We start from the raw sequence: 19,893 nt of genomic DNA on the forward strand, positions 1-19,893 counted from the left end.
TTATGGTCTACTCTATTAGACGCTCATAGATAGGGAGAGGTTGCGCGGAAAAATAGCCCATTTTGTCGATGGGTGTCGAGATGTGTGATGTGCTATGCGTAAGGATAGAAGCTTCGGAGCAGGCTGGTTAGTTCAGTCATTTGTTCATCTGTTCCGATTGAAATTCGAACCTTATCTTGCAGTCGTGCCGCATTGAAATATCTTATCGCAATGCCGTTGTCCGCGAGCAGCCGCACGAGCTGCGGAGCATTCGGGCAGCCTTCACGGGCGGGAGGAGTGCAAAGAATGAAATTCGTTTGTGACGGCACCACATCGAAGCCGATCTTGATAAGCTCAGCGATGAAACGATCGCGCGTGGCGCATATAGCAGCAACAGTAGTCAGCATGTGCGATTGATCCAACATGGCTTGAGCAGCCAGCGCCATGCTGATGCTGCTCACGTTGTAGACCGTCTTCGTTTTCTCGAAGGCCTTAATGATAGCAGGGGAGCCGATCGCATAACCGATTCGGGCGCCGCTGAGCGCATAGGCTTTGGAGAACGTACGCAGCACGACAAGATTGTCATACTGCTGTGTCAAAGGGATGGCAGAATGCTCCTCGCCTGCGAAATCCATATACGCTTCATCGATGCATACGAGTCCCCGAGCGCGTCTAACGATGGCTTCAATTTGATCTCGGGTTAGCAAACGACCTGTCGGCGCGTTTGGATTAACGAGGGCGATGACAGCTGCGTCGGCGTTCAGAAGAGCCTCGGTGTCGATCGTATAATCGTCACGAGTAGGGATGAAGGACATCGATGCGTTCGCTGCTTCCGCTGCGACTTGATACAACGCGAAGGTCGGATAAGGCATGACGGCCGATCGCCTCTGATCGACGAATGTTCGGAATAAAGCAGTAATAAGCTCGCTCGAACCGCTGCCTATGACGATGCAATCGCGCGACAGGCAATAATGTGCGGCGATCGTATCACGTAATCGTCCAGCTGCCGCGTCAGGATATTGGCGCATGACTTGTTCGCCTAGATTAGCCATCAGATGGATGACTTGTTGCGATGGCGGGAAGGGGCTCTCATTTTGATCCAGTTTGATCATCGAACCGTCAAGCGAAGCTTCGGTTACGGGATAAGGTGTAATTTGCTCAATGTGCGGAAGCGCGTAAGTCATCGCGGAATCCTCCTCGTTATGTTGAATTTAAATAAAGCGTAAACGATAACTGTCATTTGTAAAATGTACAGAAATTATGATTTGAAAATGACAGATCTACTCGGCAGGTGCATAATGGGGATAAATGAAATCCAAATCGTTGAGATGAATGGATTTGGCGGCAGAAGCAAGAGGGGAGGACGGAACATGATAGAATTGACACCATCCATAGATGAACATTCGAATGATCCGATCTATGTACAGCTGTACCGATATATCCGGCAGGAGATGTCTGAGGGGAGAATAGCTGCAGGCGCGAAGCTGCCTTCGGTTCGACTGCTTGCGGCGAGGCTTGGAATAAGCCGAACGCCAGTGGCGCTTGCTTATGATCAGCTGCAGGCGGAAGGTTATGTGCGAAGCGTGCCGCGAAGCGGACTGTACACGGAGACGCTGCTTGCTGGAGGAATGGACAAGCAGACGATGAGTCGGCGAGGTAGTCAGACTCAAGTTGATCAAGGACAGAAGCACCGTTCAGCAGAAGTACCTGAGGGTTTGGTTATAGAAGCGGATCCACGAATAGACATCGATTTCGGCTATGGCGCGGTGGATTGGTCACGTTTCCCGGCGGCAGCATGGAAGAAGCAGCTAAATCGTTGCCTGCAGCCGGACGATGGACGATTGTTTCGTTATGGCGAACCGGCAGGAGAGCTTGAGCTTCGTGAACAAATCGCTTCTTATTTGCATCGAACGAGAGGGGTTCGCTGTCATCCTGATTCGATCGTAATTGGGGCGGGGACGTATCAATCGCTGGATCTCGTGCTGCAGCTTGTAAGTGAGGCTGATAAGCCGCTTCGCATTGCCTCGGAAGAGGCCGTCAACGAAGGCGTGAAGCGGTTGTTCGATCGACATCGAGCGGTAGTGACGCCAATCGGGCTGGACAGTGACGGGATAAGCACGGAAGGGCTGCACGATACACAAGCACAGGCAATCTATGTGACGCCGTCGCATCAGTTTCCAGTCGGGATGACGTTGTCCGCGCCGAAGCGGATGAAGCTGCTGCAATGGGCGTCGTCGTGCGGAGCGTTCATCATCGAGAACGACTATGATGGAGAGTTCAGATACACAGGGAGGCCGATCCCCGCGCTTCAGGCGATGGATGACAACGGACGTGTTGCGTATATCGGCACGTTCTCGAGGGCGCTAACCCCTTCTTTTCGTCTCAGTTATGCCGTGCTTCCACCGCTGCTGATGGAGCGTTTCCTGCTCGGAAGACACAGCTATGACCAGCTCGCCTCGCCGCTGCTGCAGCAGGCGATGGGACTGTTTATGGAGAGCGGGGGATTCGGTTCGCATATGCGAGCGATGCGAGCGCTGTATCAACGGAAGCGGGATATATTGCTGCAATCGCTTCGCGAAAGCTTCGATATTGGCGGGCAGGTGAAGTTGATCGGCGAGCAATCGGGGCTGCACCTGCTGCTATCTTTTGACCATGAGAAGTCTGTTGAAGGTTCGTGTTCGGAGGAGACGTTAATCGCACAAGCTGCTCAAGCGGGCATACGCGTCTATCCGGTATCTCGTTACTGGTTCCGTGAAGAGGATGCGCCACGATCGACGGTCATGCTTGGTTTCGGAGGATTGTCCGAGCAAGAAATTGCAGAAGGGGTTAGACGGCTTGGTGAGGCGTGGACTAGCAATTGTTGATTGGTATTTCACATGTTTGCAGCCTAAAGGCTGCAATGATGCTTATCACGCGATAATCGCTCCATTAGCGAGTGTAACGGTTGCAGAAGTGCTTAACAGGCCGGTTATCTGGTCAAAATGCCGCTGTTCGCTCGAATAGCCGCAATAGCATCCGTTAGGCGCGCCGATTCAACGTTTACTACGTCATAGCCACAATAGCGACCGTTACAACTTCGACGACGACAATGCTTAGCTGGCGAGCTCAAACAAAAAAAGAACCGCGCCATCGCGCGGTTCTTCCCAACTCGTATTATGGCGTGTATACCACTCCTGCTGAGTAACGATTATTCGCATTCCATATGAGATACTCATGAATGCCGGCATCCTTCAGCGCTAGAATCTGTGCATCGACTTGATCCTTACCGTACTTAATATAGCTGCCTTTGGCCAGCCAGGAGGCGGTGAAGTCTTGGATCCATGGCCGCGAAATTGGCGGGGCGGCAAGCGCGGTAAGCTTCTCTTTCTCCCGCTTCGCATACTCCTGCACAAGTCGATAGGGCTCAGTGTCAGGATGCTTGATGCCGAAGTAGCCGTCGCTCCAGTGACTTGGATAAATCATGGAGGAGATGACGTCCACATTCGATGAAATCCGGCTGAAGTTCTGCCCGATGCCCGGTGCTTCAGGTAAAGTCGCGGAGTAGCCGAAGATGTCTACCGACACTTTAACGCCGTATGGCTTCAACTGCTCCCGCGCGAATTGAACGAAGTCTGTGACAGCATCAACGCGAAGCTGCGTGTACCGCGCTTTCTCGCTGAAGTCCGGCGCTTTGGACTCCGTCTTCTTATAGTCGCTCAGCGCCTTCTTGGCGTCATCCAACGCTTTCTTGGTCTCGTCAGTCTTGCTGGTTTCGTAATCGGCTGAAGCCTGATCAAACGCAGCCTGCAGCGGCGTCAAACCTTCCTTGTACTTCGCAGTTGCTTCCGCATATTCTTTCTCCTGCTCAACGAACTTCGTTGGTTTCTTGTCTTTGTATTCGCCCATCGAATATTGAAGGATTTTATCTCGGCTTTCGAATCCTTCGGGGAATCGGACATAGTCGAACTGGATTTCTTGAAAGCCAAGCTTAGCGGCAAGTATCGCGGCATCGACGTTATGCTGCCAGTTCTCTTTCAAGAACGGATTGATGAACCCGTCTCCGTTGCCGTTGCGCCATACTTTGCCGTCGAGCACATAGGACAGTTCCGGGCGTTTCTTCGCCAAGACGCTATCCTTGAAGGCGACGATGCGGGCAATCGGATAAATATGATGCTCTTGCAAGGTCTTCAGCAGCGCTTCGGGGTCTCGTATATACGGCTGCCCGAATTCCGCCAGGTCGCCTTCAGGCTTGAAAGTTATATAGCCGTCGTCATCCTTGATATCGATGACCATCGCATTCAATTCCGTATCGTCCAGCAGCTTCAGCAGCGTCTGCATACGCTCGCCGCCGGCGGACCAGCCGGTCACATAGACGCCGCGAACCGCATCGGGATACTCGAAGCCTGGTGGTACAGGTGGTGCAGCCGGCGTGTCAGGTGTTGGTGTTGCAGCTGGGCCATCGGTGGAAGGTTCATCCGTTGGTGCCGTTGTATCGACTTGTTCGTCGGGCGGGTTGGTCGTTGTTGGTCCTTCTGGATCAGCGGCAGGGTTGTCTGTGTCTGTGTTGTCTGGCGTTGAGACTGCTGGCGTGTCGGACGGCGTAGTTGATGAATCGGACGAGCTGCAAGAGGCGGTAAACAACAACAGTGCGCTAAGCAAACCTAAGACGATCATTTTTTTCACAGCAGTGCTCCCCTTTAACAGTTGCTGGTGTGACAGGTTCACCATAACTATATGGTGGGGGAGTCCAATACATGATACCGGATCAACGGGACAAGCAGGGGACCTAATAGGGGATAGGCTGTAAATGAACGTATGCGATGCTGCTCATCGTGGTAACAGGAAATCGACAGAGGAGGAGTATCGTACATGTGGAAACATTTTGAATTGATCTAACGTTATTAACAATTGAATACATGCAGAGCGGCTATCATTGACTCGAACGGAGGTTTATTAGATAGATGTATGATTTAGATGAAGTAACCGAAATCATTATGAATCAATGCAAGAAGGACCGATTCATTCTTGGAATTGATGGACTAAGTCGTGCAGGAAAAACGACGTTGGTTAATGATTTGCAACAAAAACTAATTGCACGACAAAAGCCAGTTTGCATCTTTCATATTGACGATCACATCGTGGAACGCAATAAAAGATACGACACAGGTTTTGAACAATGGTACGAGTATTATTACCTTCAATGGGATGTAGCGTTTATACAGCAACAGTTCTTATCAAAGTTAAGCCATGCACAAGAAATAAGCATCCCCTACTACAACTCTGAACTGGATAAGGTAGAAATGAAGACGGTTACGATGAACAGCAACTGCATTATTATTATTGAGGGTGTATTTCTTCAACGTTCACCGTGGCGAGAGTACTTCGATTTCATTATTTATTTGGAATGTGCACGGGAGAAACGATTCGACCGTGAAACCGCAAGTTCAAAGCATAATCTTGATAAGTTTAAATTAAGATACTGGAAAGCTGAAGACTATTATTTGAATACGGTACAACCTCGAACACATGCCGATATGGTGATCTTTTCCTAACCTTAAGTATAGATTTATTCCTTGCATTAGCATAAAAAAGCAGCACAGGAACAATCCCTGCACTGCTCATTCACAATGAACTAAATGGCGATATCCGCCCAGAACTCTTCGTCTGCATCCAGCGTAATCTGCGATCGGAACACGCGCATCTGGTACTGCTCCAGCATATACCGCTCAATGGCCTCTAACAGATTCGCCTCGACGAGGTACTGGCTGCGCCCCTCGACCCATACTTCAGCCGTAAAACCGTATTCTTCATCCCACGACAGCTGCACCTCGACCTCTGTAGGTGAAATGCCCTTGCGGCGTCCGATGTTCAAGCAGACGGCATTAATAATCTCGTCCGTGAATATACGCATCGCGATCCTTATCTCCTTCTGTTATAAGAATGGCGTCGATCTCTGAAGTAACGAATGCCGAAACGCACCAACGCGATCAGCGCGACGATGGCCATAATGTTCATGAGCAGACCAATCAGGTTGCCGAGGAAGCCCATATTCGAGAACAGTCCGCCGAACAACAGTCCTGCAATACCGCCAATCATTAGACCCTTCATGAAGCTGCCGCCGCTGAAGAAGCCGCGATTCGCTGTTGTCTTGCCAGTCGTACCGGTAGTCGTACCAGTCTTCGTACCGGGATTCGTCTGACTTACATTATTATCGGTCTTCGGTGTTGTAGGCGTCTGCGTGTAGCTCTTCTTCGGCGATTTGATCGAACCGCGCGGCTTGGCGTCTGCCGTCTGATTCACGAGCACGAACAACAAGGTGAAAGCCATGAATACTGCAACAAACTTCTTAAACAAAACAATCTCCTCCTGTAGTTAGCCCTTAAGAAAGGCTCTCGTTGCGATATTGTCCTAATACGGCTACAATGGACGGTGGTTTCATTTATTGCGTAATTTACATAAAGAGGAGGGGATGGTCATGCAGATGGCAGCATCTTATCCGCTATCATATATATCCTATTTGTCCGAATTTCATGCAACACGCGATTATTTCGAATGCCATGAATTGCTGGAGGAGTATTGGAAGGCGCACCAAGGCGAGGAACTGACGAATACATGGCACGGTCTCATTCAAGTGGCGGTTGGGCTGTATCATCATCGGAGAGGCAATACGGCCGGTGCGGTCAAAATGTGGTCGTCGGCGCTCACTCGCCTCACCACCGATAAGCTGGAGCAGCTTGGATTGGATGCCGAAGCGATGCTGCGCGATCTGGCGCAGCGGCGCGATGCTTTAGCTTCGGACGCGAGTTATCCCTACACGGATATGGAGCTCCCGATCATCGACCCGCACCTGCGGGAGACGTGCTTGAAGCAGTGCGCGGAGCGCGGCTGGCGATGGGGGACGCCAAGCTCGGACATTGATGAAGCGGTCATTCAGCGGCATCTGACACGCGACCGAAGCGAGGTCATCGCTGCGCGTCGACAAGCGGTTTTGAACAAACAAAAGGAACGTTCCTAAGCCAACGGGCTCGGAACGTTCCTTTTGTTACTCTAACTATTCATTAAGCATTCGTTGTTGCAATCTCATAGCCTGCCGTTACAAGGTCAAGCTTGCCTGTCTCTGGATCGATGATCAAACCGTGAACAGGCGTTCCCGGCGGGAGCAACGGATGGTTGCGAATGATGTTAACGCTGTTCTCGACGGACGAGTGCACGTTGTCGAAGCCGCGCAGCCAGCGCATCAGGTCGAGGCCGGAGTTTTTGAGCGTCGTAATCGTGTTATCCGCTACGCCGCGGTCGACCATTTTGCCAACCGTAGATTCAGGGTTGATGCCTGTCATGCCGCAGTCGTGGTGACCGATGACCATGACTTCGCTTGCGCCAAGCTCATAAAGCGCGACGAGAACGGAACGCATAATGTTGCCGAAAGGCTGGGTGATGATTGCGCCTGCGTTTTTGATCGTCTTCACATCGCCGTTATGGATATTCAACGCTTTGGGCAGCAGCTCCGTCAGACGCGTATCCATACACGTGACGACGACCATCTTCTTATTCGGAAACTTGCTTGTCATGTAAGGCTCGTACTGTTTCTCTTCTACGAATTTCTCGTTAAACGCAATAATCTCTTGAAGTTGTGTCATTGTCATTACCTCCTATAATTGCACGAAGCTTAAGTGGTTTGTGTAGATCTGACTGTCGCTCGTCAGGCTGTAAGCATAACGGCTCTCGTCGTAGTGAATGCGCATCTTCGGCTCGAAGAATACTTCAAACCTTGGCTCGTACCAGAATGCGAACGGATCGCCTTCTGCCAGCGCATCGCCGTCCAGGCCGTTCTCAACGACTTGAAGCTGGGGAACACCGCTGACCACGCAACCGCAGCCCTCTGTGTCATAATGCAGCTTCAGTTGATGTTTGCCGTCGGCCAGATAGGGGGCGAGCGCCGCCTGCGCCGAAGGGGTAAACGTGATGTGCATGCGTTTCTCCTCCCGCCAAAATTTTATCTCTTTATTTGCATCTTTATTATGGCATTAAAGTTGATTATAAATTGTTCAAAAAGTATGATCAAGTAGAATGGATGATCAAGGAAAGGTGGAATGTTCGATGACGACCGCTTACGAGCAAACACTGCAGACGTTTAAAGACAAAATCAAGGAGATCAAGAGCTACGAGGAGGCGCTCGCCGTTCTGTATTGGGACATGCGTACAGGCGCCCCGCGCAAAGGGCTGAACACTCGCTCGGAAGCGATTGGCGTCTTGTCAGGCGAGAGCTTCAAGCTTGCGACCTCAAGCGAGCTTGGCGAACTGCTGACGCGTTTGGAAGAGAAGGATGCTAACGCTCAGCTTAACGATCTCGATCGCCGTTTAGTCGCAGAGACGCGCAAGGATTACGATCGAAGCGTGAAAATTCCGCCGAAGCTGTATCAGGAATATGTCGTGCTTACTTCGCAGTCGGAGTCGGCATGGGAAGAAGCGAAAGAGAAGGGCAACTACGAGGAATTCGAGCCTTATCTAGATAAAATTATTACATACACGAATCAATTCATCGACCTCTGGGGCGTGAAAGCGACTCGTTACGATACGCTGCTGGATCAGTATGAGCCAGGCATGACCGTTGCCGAGCTCGACCGTGTATTCGGCGGGCTGCGCGATAAGCTTGTGCCTTTGGCGTCAGCCATTGCAGCCTCGCCGCATGAGCCGAGCACGGGATTCCTGCGTCAGCAATATGCGAAGGATGCGCAGAAGTCGTTCTCTCTGTTCATCCTGGAGCAGATGGGCTTTGATTTCCAAGCGGGCCGTTTAGACGAAAGCGTGCATCCTTTTGCCACGGGACTTAACACAGGCGACGTTCGCATCACGACACGCTATTTGACGGACGACGTGACGAGTGCGCTGTTCGGTACGATTCACGAAGGCGGTCACGCGCTGTACGAACAGAACCTGATGGAGGAGCTGACGGGCACAACGCTTGCAACGGGCACTTCGATGGGCATTCACGAGTCGCAGTCCCGCTTCTGGGAAAATGTGATCGGCCGCAGCCGTCCGTTCTGGGAACGCTACTACGGCGATCTGCGCAGCCGATTCCCTGGCCAATTCGACCAAGTGCCCGTGGAAGATTTCTATCGGGCGACGAACGTCGTTCAGCCTTCCCTCATTCGGATCGAAGCTGATGAACTGACGTACAATCTGCACATCATTATCCGTTATGAGATCGAGAAGCTGATTTTCAATGAAGGCGTGAAAGCGAAGGATCTGCCTGCGATCTGGAATGAGAAGTACCGTGAGTATCTTGGCGTTGTGCCAAGCAACAATAGCGAAGGAGTGCTGCAGGACGTCCACTGGTCGGGCGGCGCGTTCGGTTACTTCCCTTCGTACTCGCTCGGCAACATGTATGCCGCGCAAATCGCTGACACGCTGGAGCGGGAGCTTCCGAACTTCTGGCAGCTTGTAGGCGAAGGCAACCTCATTCCGATCAAGCAATGGCTGACGGAGCGGGTGTACAAGTGGGGCAAGGCTCGCACGCCGTCGGAGATTATCGTCGGCACGACCGGCAAGCCGCTTGATCCATCGCATCTCGTGACATACTTGGAGCGGAAGTATAAAGAAATTTACAAGCTGTAAGAATGGGAAAAGGCACCATGCTGCGCGCATGGTGCCTTTTTTTGTATGCGTGAATATAAGTGATCAGCCGACCAATTAACGATTTGCACTAACCTGAATGGCTAACGTAGGATTCGCTTCTTGCAGCTCAGCCGTGTATCGGGAAATGACTTCAAGATCGAATGTAGAACCGAATAGATCGGCAGCTGGACGGAAGGTGAGGCTTGTTCCACTTTCTTCCGTTATACCGATCGTCAGCAGTTCGGTCTGAGGAATGCCGTAGCGATAGTCCTGGCGATATACACGATTGTCATTCCGAATCTCAAGCGATAGCGTCTGGGAGAATGCATTAACGCTTGGAATATCGATGCCTTCTTCAGCACCAGGAGCTAGATGAGCAGCGCTTGGTCGAAGCCTGACCTCGCTCATGTCGGTCATGACTGTCTGTGCTATCGACCTGCCGGAACATTCATATTCCTGAATCGGGATTCCACGCCCATTATCGGACACCGTTACGCTGCCGTCCTTGTGAAGGAAGATATCGATTCTGGAACAATAGCCAGCCTTGTGCTCCAGAACGGCATTGGCAATGACGGCATACAGCAGATGATGCGGGTCGTAGCTGTCTTCTGTCTTGTTGAATAATTGAGATGCTTGCGAACGCAGCTCGGTCATCGCCAGGTAGTCGCTCGTATCCAGCAGATCGGAGGAAGCGGCGAGCAGCAGCAGCAGTGGAAGCTTACGATGGGCAGGGACGAAATAGGCGCCGCCGCGTTCATCCTGACGTAGAAGATCAGCTCCCGTTAATGCTTTGGTGTGATGATAGAGCTGACCAGTTGTGCCCATCTGGAGAAGCTCAACGAGCTCCGGTCCGGTCATTGGCTTGGCCAATACGGCTTTCATAATGTCGAGACGCTGTTTGTGGCCGAGTGCGCCGATGATTTTTGATGATTTGTCGGAATCAAGGTCGAGCAGCTGATTAATGCTGCGACGCTGCGGCGTCCATACGGTTGTTCCTTCGGCGGAAGCGTACCGGCCAGCATAGTGCAACTCGCTGTCTTGGCCGTCATGTTGCGGTTGTGTACAGGATAATTGCTCTTCAGTACGTTTGTTATGACTTGTTATGTTTGCTGATAGTGGATTGCTGCGTGAGTCGTGCAGGCTAAGAACTAGTTGTTTGAGCTCGCGAAACTCATTGTGCAACTGGTCCAGCTCCTGCTCGAAATTACGGGGCTGACTCATTCATCCACACCTCTTTTTATTTAATTTCGTAATTACGTAACTCAATATTACAATGGAATTCATCGATTGTAAATAAAAGGTTTGTGAACCGGCGTTCATTAAAAAAAGGTATCCCTGCAATCATTTCGAGCCGTTGAGGCGCTGTCATTGTGGATTTTGCTGCCCTTCATCAGCTATTTCGGATTATCGCGTTTGCATGGCAATCTGATGATCCATAGGCAGATGGCACCTCCGCACCTGCCCATGCATAGGTTGGAGTACAACATATTGCATCGAATACGCGGAGGGATTAGGGATGAAGGTGAAATTTAGGAGGAGCTGGCTGTCGGCTGCGCTTGCCGTCGTCATGGCGGTGTCGCTGCTCGCAGCGTGCGGCAAGTCAAATGGCGATTTGACGAAGGTGACGATCGGGGAAGTTACACGCTCGTTGTTCTATGCACCGGAGTACGTGGCGATTGCGAACGGTTATTTTGAAGACGAAGGCATCGACATTGAATTGACGACGACGCCTGGCGGCGACAAAACAATGACAGCGCTGCTGTCCGGCACGATTGATGTTGCGCTCGTCGGTTCGGAAACTTCGATTTATGTGTACCAGCAAGGCTCGGATGATCCCGTTATTAACTTCGCACAGCTGACGCAGACGGACGGTACATTCCTCGTGGCGCGCAAGCCGATCGACAACTTCGACTGGCAGTCGCTCAAAGGGGTGGATTTCCTCGGGCAGCGCAAGGGCGGCATGCCGCAGATGGCAGGCGAATTCACGCTCAAGAAACATGGCATCGATCCGCAGAAGGATTTGAATCTCATTCAGAACGTCGACTTCGCTAACATTCCGGCTGCTTTCCTGTCGGGTACCGGCGAATATGTACAGCTGTTCGAGCCGCAGGCATCGATCGTCGAGAAAGAAGGCAAAGGCTACGTTGTTGCTTCGTTCGGCGTTGAGAGCGGACATCTGCCATATACGGTGTTCATGACGAAATCGAGCTATATCAATAAGAATAAGGATGTTGTGCAAAAGTTTACGAACGCCATTCACCGCGCGCAGCTCTGGGTAGCCTCGCACTCCGCTGAAGAAATCGCTGACGTTGTGCTGCCTTACTTCGAGAATACGGATCGTGCGATCGCGATCAGCGCGATCGACCGTTATAAACAGCAAGGGTCCTATGCATCCGATCCGATCGTCGACGAGACGGAATGGAACAATCTGCTCGACGTGATGACTTCCGCTGGCGAACTGAAGGAGCGCGCTCCGTACGATAAGCTCGTTACGACGACTTATGCAGATGAAGCGATCAAGTCAGTCAAATAGTGAATGAGGGGGCGGCGGGGATGCCGGACATTGGCAAGCTTCGTCTACACAACGTCACGCATGTGTATGTGAACGACGGCGGCGCATCGCTCGCCGTCGAATCGCTCAACCTGACCGTAGGCCAGGGCGAATTCGTCAGTCTGGTCGGTCCGAGCGGCTGCGGCAAGACGACCGTGCTGCATCTGATCGCAGGGCTGCTGCGGCCGACGAGAGGGGAAGTCACAATAGGGGGTGCTCCTGTCAAGGGGCCTTCTGCCTCCGTCGGTTATATGCTGCAGCAGGATTATTTGTTCCCTTGGCGCAACATTCAAGACAATGCCGCGATCGGGCTTGCGATTAACGGCAAGCTCACGTCTGAATCGAAGAGCAGGGTACGGGGACTGCTGCAGGAGCTTGAGCTAAGCGGGACCGAGCTGCGCTATCCGCGCGAGCTTTCCGGCGGGATGCGGCAGCGCGTCGCGCTTGCGCGAACGCTTGCAACCGAGCCGGATGTCATGCTGCTCGATGAGCCATTCTCGGCGCTCGACATGCACATCAAGCTGCAATTGGAAGATTTGGTGTGGGATACGATACGGCGCCGCGGTCAGACCGCTGTGCTGGTGACGCATGATCTCGCCGAGGCAGCGGCGATGAGCGACCGCATTATCGTGCTCGGCCGCAACCCCGGCCGCATTCGGCTTGCGCTGGAGGTGCCTGAGGAGCTTCGGCGCACGTCACCGATGGAGGCACGCCGCCATCCATCGTTCCAACCGCTGTTCGAGCAGCTGTGGGAAGAGATGGATGTGGAAGAAGCTGCGGCATCGTCCGTCGATGTCCGGAAGGAGTGGAACGGTCACCATGACGAGAAAGTCTAACGCAGCGTCACGGGAAACGAATTCGGAATGGCTGACAGGGCTATATGCCTTGCATAAATCCCGCTCCAGACGGCGAACGATTGCGGTCATGCTTGTCAGAGCAGTCATCCTTATTTTGTTCATCGGATTATGGGAAGCGGCGGGGCGCAACAAGTGGATCGATCCGCTGCTGTTCAGCTTTCCTTCGCGAATCGGGAATTTACTGCTCGATATGATACGGGACGGCTCGATCTGGTCTCACGTAGGAATGACAGTCGGAGAGACGGTCGTTGGCTTTGTGCTTGGCACGTTGATAGGCACGTTAATTGCTGCGCTGCTCTGGTGGTTTCCTTTTGTCTCGCGCGTGCTTGATCCGTATCTGGTCGTATTGAATAGTATGCCGAAAGTCGCGCTAGGCCCGATCTTCATCGTGGCGCTAGGCCCTGGATTTACGTCGATCGTGGTAACGACGCTGTCTGTCACCGTCATTATTACGACGCTTAACATATACAACCAGTTTCGGGAAGTGGAGGAGGGACTGGTGAAGGTCGTTCGCCTGTTCGGCGCATCGCGTCTCCAGACGTTCTGGTACGTCATCATTCCCGCTTCCTTCCCCGTCATCATCTCGACGCTTAAGGTAAATGTCGGTCTGTCTTGGGTTGGCGTAATGGTTGGCGAATTTCTCGTTGCGAAGCTTGGCCTCGGTTACCTCATTATCTATGGCTTCCAAGTGTTTAACTTCACGCTTGTGCTGGCAAGTCTTGTGATCATTGCGATCGTTGCTACGGTAATGTATCAGCTTGTCACGATACTGGAGCGCAGGTTGACGGGCGGCAGGCGGGAGCGGTAGGATAGGAGGAAAATAGAGGGTGGTAAGGCAATGGGTATTCGTGTCGTGAAGACAGCGCTAGCCGCATTGGCTGCGATATATACAGCAGCATACTTGGAGCTGAGCCCGCCCTTATCGGCGGGCATTCTTGCGATCTTAGGCGTTGAAGTTACCCGCATGCGCGGCGTTCAATTGCCTTTTGTTCGATTTGTCGCTTCTGTGCTTGGACTTTTCTTTGCATCTATCTTATTCGAAACACTCGGCTTTCATATTTGGGTAGTCGCCATCTTCATTATGCTGACGTTTCCGATTCTGTCGCGATTCCATCTCAAGGATGGCATCGTCACATCGTCCGTTATCGTCTTTCATGTCTTTGGTGCCGGTGAAGTTACGACGACTCTGATCGGGAACGAAATCATGCTGTTGATAACCGGCCTAGGTTGGGCGACGGTTATTAATCTCATCTACATGCCGACGGAGGAGAAAAGGCTGCTGCGATTGCGCGCTGACACCGAGCAGGCATTCGCGGGCATTTTCATCCACATGGCTATGACGCTTCGCAATCCTGCTCACGTATGGGACGGGCAGGAGCTGCTCGATGTGCACAATGCGATCAGGATGGGTGCGGCCCGTGCGACAGTAGGACGAGAAAATCGGTTTGGCCGCGGCGAGAATTATTGGGAAGTTTACTTTCGCATGCGGAAGGAGCAGCTCGATTCGATCCAACATATGCTCGTCCTGCTTGCTTTCGTTTATGAGTCTGTGCCGCAAGGCGAACAGATCGCCGAGGTGCTGGAAGGGCTCGTTGATGACGTGAAGAGCGATGTGTATGTCGGAGAAGCCGAACGGCGGCTGGCTCGCCTAAGAGAAGATTTTCGCGCAATGGAGCTGCCTAAGACAAGGCAGGAGTTCGAGGTTCGCGCCTCGCTGCTGGAGCTGTGCCGAGAGCTGGACCGCTACTTGATCGCAGCGAAGCAGATGAAGAAGAAACAAGCTGTTGTTATGCCATCATAGCTCTAACGTTGGATTCCCGTCAGCTGTTCATGTCTGTTGTTCAGTTGATTTGATCGAACCATGTACCTTAGGGTGCATGGTTTTTTCAAGTTGAAAACCACATATCGTAAGGTTGTCGCTGGAATGAAGTGGTTTATAGTTGATTTAAGGCGTCACACCTTTTTTATGATTTTATATGGATTGAAACCATTTATGCGAATGACGATAGGAGGTAGTTTCAAAGATGAATCAGGCACTTTACTCCCATGCTTTGTTTTTTGATCCGCTGGACCGAAAGGTCGAATGGTCAAAGATTGACCGTAATTTGAATCGGATTCCTTATGCGAAGGAGGAAAAGGGCGCTCAGGCGCTCGAAGACGGTGGAATCCGATTTCACTTCTTCGCTCCTGCAGCCAATGCAGTGAAGGTAGCCGGTTTAATGGGGCGGGAGTATGACATGCATCGAAGAGAGGACGGGTATTGGACGGTTGACGTTCATGATATTCCGCCAGGCTTCCATTACCATCATTACGTGGTGGATGGCGTCTCTACGACGAACCCTTTAACCGCTTACGGATATGGCGGTTTTCAGCCTGTCAATTTCCTGGAGGTGCCGGATCCTTCTTTCGATGCGTATTTGCTGCGAGAGGTTCCTCATGGATCGATTCGTATGGAGCATTACGAGTCGAAGGTAACAGGCAGAACGCGCTGCTGCTGGGTGTATACACCGCCGGGCTATGATTCAAATATACAAAAGCGCTATCCCGTTCTTTATCTGCAGCATGGCGGAGGCGAGAACGAAACCGGCTGGATATGGCAGGGGAAAATCAACTATTTGATCGATAATCTGCTCGCTGAAGGCAAGTGCAAGGAAATGATTGTTGTCATGAACAGCGGTTATGCGTTTAAAGATGAAGAGACTAGCGATTTTCTTCCAGGCGATTTTGACAGCGTTCTCACGCAGGACTGTATTCCGTTTATCGAGCGGCAATTTCGCGTGTTGACTGACCGTGATTCGCGGGCAATGGCAGGGTTATCGATGGGAGCGTACCAGACGCTGCACACAGCATTCAAACACTTGGAGTTGTTTGCCTGGATAGGGATGTTCAGCGGCAGCATGGAACACAAGGGCCACGGCTTGTTCGATCACCGAGAACGTTTCGCCGATGGCGAAGCTTTCAACTCGCAGGTGAAACTGCTGTTCCTTGCAATGGGAGAGCAAGAGGGCGGTTATGAGCCGATCGTAAGGCAATATGAGGAGCTTCGGACATTAGGTATTGCATGCACCCTGTATACATGCCCGGGCTATCATGATTGGACGGTATGGCGCAAGAGCGCATATGAATTGCTGCAGCGCTTGTTTCAAGCATAAGCTGCCAATGGAATAGGTGAGCACATGCATTTGAAGAGAATATACGGAGCGGCAGCAGTCGCAATCCTAATAATCATAGGAGTGATCGTCGTAATGAAATGGAATGGAAACTCGGAAGGGCTGCAGGAGCAGGAGTCCTCCCAATCCGAACAGAAGGTCCAATCCCAGGTGAATGATTCCTCGGATAAAACGGCAGACGCGAGTACTGCCGAGGCTGCCGATGATCGTGTTCAAGCGTCTGCCAACGCAAGCGAATCGAACGATCTGCAGCAAGGTTCGGTCGGGGATTCTGCGTCTCCTATCATCGAGCTTCCTCCTGTCGGCTACGATCAGCAGCGGAATGATATTGCGCATGGGTCCATCGAAACGGTGGAGTATGATTCGAAGACGGTCGGCAATAAGCGGAAGATGCTCGTGTACACACCTCCTGGATATAACGAGGACGAGAAATATAATGTTCTCTATTTGCTGCATGGCATTGGCGGAGACGAGGAAGAATGGCATCGCAACGGGCACCCGGAAGTCATTCTTGACAATCTGTTCGCCGACGGCAAGCTCAAGCCGATGATCGTGGTGCTGCCGAACGGTCGTGCGATGACGAACGATCGGGCGGAAGGGGATATTTTCGCTGCGGATAAAGTGAAGGCGTTTGAAGTGTTCGAGGATGATTTGATCAACGACCTTATTCCATACATCGAATCGCATTATTCGGTCGAGACGAAGCGGGAGAACCGCGCGCTCGCAGGGCTCTCCATGGGCGGAGGACAGTCGCTTAACATCGGATTAGCCCATTTGGATAAATTCGCGTGGATCGGGGCGTTCTCCGCTGCTCCGAACACGAAGTCGCCTGAGCAGCTAGTTCCTGACGCTGAATATGCAGCCAAGCAGTTGAAGCTTCTGTGGCTGTTGTGCGGTGATCATGATAACCTGCTGAATGTCAGCGAGCGGACGGAAGCCTATTTGAAGGAAAAGAATGTGCCGCACACCTGGTTCGAATATGCTGACGGATGGCACGATTGGCCGGTGTGGAAGACGGGCTTGTACTATTTTGCCCAATCGATCTTTCAATAGAAGATTCCTTGCGAGCCTCGCTTAGCTGTACATAGGATGAGATTGCCGCGCATATAGATGATACCAGAAGGACGGTTCTCAACAGACTAGGCGTGGTGTTCGCGGACGTTAGCGGATACGGTGGCTAATCTCTGAAGTAGAAGTCTCGCGAGGCGCAGGTGCCGTGAAATTAAATGGGTGAAGTCCCGCTCGTTTAATCAACAAAAGCCTATGTCCTGCATACACTTTAAGTGAATGATTGTATGGAGGAGGTTATAATCGATGGCACTTGCAGATAAACAGCTTCAATACAGAGAGATTATTACGAAAGCTGTCTGCGGCAAAGGTCGTAAGTTTTCCACCGTATCCCATACCGTGACTCCGCCTCATAACCCCACGAGCATTCTCGGCGCGTGGATTATCAACCACCAATATGAAGCGGTTCGATCGGGCGACGGTATCGAGGTAATTGGTACTTACGATATTAACATCTGGTATTCTTACAGCAAAAACTCGCAAACCGAGGTTGCAAAAGAGACGGTCTCCTATGTGGAGAATATCCCGCTTTCTTATGTAGACCCGAAGCATCGCGCAACGACAGAGGAAGTGTCAGCTGATGCTACGCAGGAGCCGAACTGCATCGAAGCGAACATCTCGTCGAGCGGTTCGAGCGTCATCATTCGGGTTGAGCGTGAATTTGCTGTGGAAATGATTGCCGAGACGAAAGTTACGGTTGCCTGCATCCCAGGCGGCATCGACGATTACGGTAAAGATCTGGAATACTCGCTCGGCGATGACGGCGACTTCGAAGATCTTGATCCGGATCTGCTCGATGATGAAGTGTAAGCTGTCTTCAGGGGACAGTTTACAATATAGGATATGCGCCGGATGCGGCGAATACGAGGGCGCCAGCCCTCTTTTTGTTTTTTGGGCAGATGCTGCGGAAGGGGGCGGGACCGATGCCGGCGGAAGAGCACCTTCCAGTGAATGTTCGCGTGTTGGTGTGGGATGATCGAGCGGGGTCATCGGATCCCGTTCACATCGATTCGCATGATGCACTTATCGTTGTGAGCGGATCACCAAGAGTGCGAAGGGATGGAAGTGAGAAGCTGAGCTGTGCAGGTTCAAATGCCGCTGCTTGGACGCTCCTGGCTCCAGGGGCTGCTGCACAACTGAGGATCGATCAAGCAGAAATCGCCCGCCGATGGTCGCGTGCAGGGCTGCTTCGTCATGCGCCGATCGTCGATCGGGGGATATCGGATTGGCGGGAATCCGTTCAGGAAGCGCTTCGCGATGGCTGGCGTGTGTACGCCGTCTCCGTGTTTCATCTGGAAGTCATTGCAATGGAACGATGGCTTTCGATCGATAAAGGGGTAAAAAGCATGTCCTCTGCTATATCAACTGCCGCCATTGCTGCAACTACGATTGCTGGTGAACGTATGACTTCTACTCGAGCTGCAATTAACGGTCAAGAACTGACGAAGCAAATGGCAGCAGATCCAGCTCTTCGCCGCGTCAGCCGGGCAGCCATTCGAGCGCTTTATTCGATAGGTCTTGATTTAGGAGTCGCGGTTGTCGCGATTGATGGGGAAGGCAGGACGGCTGCGCTGGCGGTTCAATCAGTTCCTTCGTTTCGCGAAAGGGAAGGATTGATTTGGGCAGATGCAGTTGAGCGATTCCAAACCATGTATGCGAATGCCATATCAACGGCAGGGAAACCGAACAAGCGAGTTTTAATTGGCGCAGACCCTGAGTTTGTGCTTCTTAAGCCGAATGGACGCATTGCGTCAGCCGAACGTTATTTCGGCGTTGGCGGAGGCGCTGGGGCTGATGCGCTTCTCATCGGTCAACGGCTCATGTACCCGATTGGCGAGCTTCGGCCTGATCCCGCCTCGTCTCCGGATGAACTCGCTGCCAACGTCCGTAGGCAGCTCATTCGGGCGGATGCGAAGGTGAGAGAGGAAGCATCGCTTCTATGGGCGGCAGGCGCGATGCCTGTCAGCGGTATCGCGCTCGGCGGACATATTCATCTTAGCGGAGTTCCGTTGACCAGCCGTCTGCTGAGGCAGTTGGACCGCTATGTGGGGCTGCCCATCGCGATGATTGAGTCGGATAGCGGACGGCGACCGCGTTACGGCATGCTCGGGGACTACCGACAGCAGCCGCATGGCGGCTTCGAATATCGCACGCTGCCAAGCTGGCTTGTCTCCCCGGCAGCGGCGAAGGCCGCATTCGCGCTTGCGCTGCTATGCGCGCAGGATACATGGTCGCTTCCAGCCCCGCCGCTGCTGCCGGAACAGGTGGAGGATGCGTTCTATCGCGGCGACAGAATCGTTCTTGCAAGGCAGCTTGACGCCATAGCCGAAGAGCTTGCCAAGGCGCCTTCCTATCCAACGTATGCTCGCTGGATTAAGCCTTTGTTCGCCGCCGCACGTTCCGGTACAGTATGGGATACCGCCGCCGATATTCGCCGCAAATGGCGAGTCGGGCCATTTGCGACATGAGGCATGTGATGCTGTCGCCATCTAGGCGATGGTGGACGAGATTAAGAGTGGTAACCCCACACCTAATCGTACTACACCTAGCGTTTTCGTCAGAAAGGTGTGGTAATACCCCACTAACAGTGGTCGCAGAGTCAAACTCATGGCGATAGAACGGATTTATGCGTGGTAACCCCACACGGATTCGCTCTACACCGAGCGTTTTCGTG

The 19,893-nt window shown here is 52.3% G+C and carries 19 protein-coding genes; 12 read left to right on the top strand and 7 right to left on the bottom strand.

All coding sequences use genetic code 11. The features are described 5' to 3' along the window. Positions 1–92 precede the first annotated feature (92 nt). Entirely contained in the window at positions 93–1,163 is a 1,071-nt protein-coding gene (gene hisC, locus SBI19_RS22465) for a histidinol-phosphate transaminase (RefSeq protein ID WP_317971760.1), read from the bottom strand. A 186-nt stretch (positions 1,164–1,349) separates the two neighbouring features. Here hisC and pdxR point away from each other — a divergent pair, with 186 nt between their 5' ends. Then, complete coding sequence (gene pdxR / locus SBI19_RS22470) at positions 1,350–2,843, top strand: MocR-like pyridoxine biosynthesis transcription factor PdxR (RefSeq protein ID WP_317971761.1); 1,494 nt, start codon at positions 1,350–1,352, stop codon at positions 2,841–2,843. Between the two features lie 289 nt (positions 2,844–3,132). On the opposite strand, the gene SBI19_RS22475 is transcribed toward pdxR, so the two are convergent. Further along, entirely contained in the window at positions 3,133–4,632 is a 1,500-nt protein-coding gene (locus SBI19_RS22475) for a putative glycoside hydrolase (protein WP_317971780.1), read from the bottom strand. Between the two features lie 287 nt (positions 4,633–4,919). Here SBI19_RS22475 and SBI19_RS22480 point away from each other — a divergent pair, with 287 nt between their 5' ends. Then, a complete protein-coding gene (locus SBI19_RS22480; protein WP_317971762.1) occupies positions 4,920–5,510 on the top strand; it encodes a kinase in 591 nt (196 codons plus the stop codon). An 80-nt stretch (positions 5,511–5,590) separates the two neighbouring features. Here the strand turns inward: SBI19_RS22480 and SBI19_RS22485 are convergent, their stop codons facing one another. Together SBI19_RS22485 and SBI19_RS22490 are read right to left on the bottom strand one after the other, a co-directional pair. Continuing rightward, positions 5,591–5,869, bottom strand: coding sequence for a YxcD family protein (locus SBI19_RS22485; protein WP_317971763.1), 279 nt, complete (start codon positions 5,867–5,869; stop codon positions 5,591–5,593). Positions 5,870–5,877: 8 nt separating this feature from the next. Then, a complete protein-coding gene (locus SBI19_RS22490) occupies positions 5,878–6,312 on the bottom strand; it encodes a hypothetical protein (RefSeq protein ID WP_317971764.1) in 435 nt (144 codons plus the stop codon). 121 nt (positions 6,313–6,433) lie between these two features. Between SBI19_RS22490 and SBI19_RS22495 the strand changes: the two genes are divergently transcribed. Continuing rightward, the gene (locus tag SBI19_RS22495; RefSeq protein ID WP_317971765.1) at positions 6,434–6,973 is read left to right on the top strand and encodes a DUF309 domain-containing protein; all 540 of its coding nucleotides are present in this window, start codon (positions 6,434–6,436) and stop codon (positions 6,971–6,973) included. Between the two features lie 43 nt (positions 6,974–7,016). Here SBI19_RS22495 and SBI19_RS22500 read toward each other — a convergent pair whose 3' ends face one another. Further along, on the bottom strand, positions 7,017–7,595 hold the full coding sequence (locus tag SBI19_RS22500; protein ID WP_317971766.1) for a beta-class carbonic anhydrase: 579 nt from the start codon (positions 7,593–7,595) through the stop codon (positions 7,017–7,019). A gap of 12 nt (positions 7,596–7,607) precedes the next feature. After that, positions 7,608–7,928, bottom strand: a complete 321-nt coding sequence (locus tag SBI19_RS22505) for an iron-sulfur cluster biosynthesis family protein (protein WP_191203193.1) — start codon at positions 7,926–7,928, stop codon at positions 7,608–7,610. Between the two features lie 127 nt (positions 7,929–8,055). Here SBI19_RS22505 and SBI19_RS22510 point away from each other — a divergent pair, with 127 nt between their 5' ends. Next, on the top strand, positions 8,056–9,573 hold the full coding sequence (locus tag SBI19_RS22510) for a carboxypeptidase M32 (protein WP_317971767.1): 1,518 nt from the start codon (positions 8,056–8,058) through the stop codon (positions 9,571–9,573). A gap of 75 nt (positions 9,574–9,648) precedes the next feature. Here the strand turns inward: SBI19_RS22510 and SBI19_RS22515 are convergent, their stop codons facing one another. Beyond that, the gene (locus tag SBI19_RS22515) at positions 9,649–10,794 is read right to left on the bottom strand and encodes an ATP-binding protein (RefSeq protein ID WP_317971768.1); all 1,146 of its coding nucleotides are present in this window, start codon (positions 10,792–10,794) and stop codon (positions 9,649–9,651) included. Between the two features lie 295 nt (positions 10,795–11,089). On the opposite strand from SBI19_RS22515, the gene SBI19_RS22520 reads away from it, so the two are divergent. The 8 genes from SBI19_RS22520 to SBI19_RS22555 all read left to right on the top strand — a co-directional run bounded on the left by SBI19_RS22520 (position 11,090) and on the right by SBI19_RS22555 (position 19,687). Continuing rightward, entirely contained in the window at positions 11,090–12,106 is a 1,017-nt protein-coding gene (locus tag SBI19_RS22520) for an ABC transporter substrate-binding protein (RefSeq protein ID WP_317971769.1), read from the top strand. Positions 12,107–12,126: 20 nt separating this feature from the next. Further along, positions 12,127–12,960 (top strand): ABC transporter ATP-binding protein, encoded by an 834-nt coding sequence (locus SBI19_RS22525; RefSeq protein WP_317971770.1) that lies wholly within the window; start codon positions 12,127–12,129, stop codon positions 12,958–12,960. After that, complete coding sequence (locus SBI19_RS22530; protein ID WP_317971771.1) at positions 12,944–13,789, top strand: ABC transporter permease; 846 nt, start codon at positions 12,944–12,946, stop codon at positions 13,787–13,789. The genes SBI19_RS22525 and SBI19_RS22530 overlap by 17 nt, the downstream gene beginning before the upstream one ends. A gap of 30 nt (positions 13,790–13,819) precedes the next feature. Continuing rightward, a complete protein-coding gene (locus SBI19_RS22535) occupies positions 13,820–14,782 on the top strand; it encodes an aromatic acid exporter family protein (protein WP_317971772.1) in 963 nt (320 codons plus the stop codon). Positions 14,783–15,005: 223 nt separating this feature from the next. Next, positions 15,006–16,133 (top strand): alpha/beta hydrolase-fold protein, encoded by a 1,128-nt coding sequence (locus SBI19_RS22540; RefSeq protein ID WP_317971773.1) that lies wholly within the window; start codon positions 15,006–15,008, stop codon positions 16,131–16,133. Positions 16,134–16,226: 93 nt separating this feature from the next. Further along, positions 16,227–17,204: an alpha/beta hydrolase gene (locus tag SBI19_RS22545; RefSeq protein ID WP_317971774.1), complete on the top strand. Its 978-nt coding sequence runs from the start codon at positions 16,227–16,229 to the stop codon at positions 17,202–17,204. A gap of 261 nt (positions 17,205–17,465) precedes the next feature. Beyond that, entirely contained in the window at positions 17,466–18,029 is a 564-nt protein-coding gene (locus SBI19_RS22550; RefSeq protein WP_317971775.1) for an outer spore coat protein CotE, read from the top strand. Positions 18,030–18,142: 113 nt separating this feature from the next. Further along, entirely contained in the window at positions 18,143–19,687 is a 1,545-nt protein-coding gene (locus tag SBI19_RS22555; RefSeq protein ID WP_317971776.1) for a putative amidoligase domain-containing protein, read from the top strand. Positions 19,688–19,893 lie beyond the last annotated feature (206 nt).

Source organism: Paenibacillus sp. CCS19, assembly GCF_033239625.1.
Lineage (GTDB): Bacteria > Bacillota > Bacilli > Paenibacillales > Paenibacillaceae > Paenibacillus_T.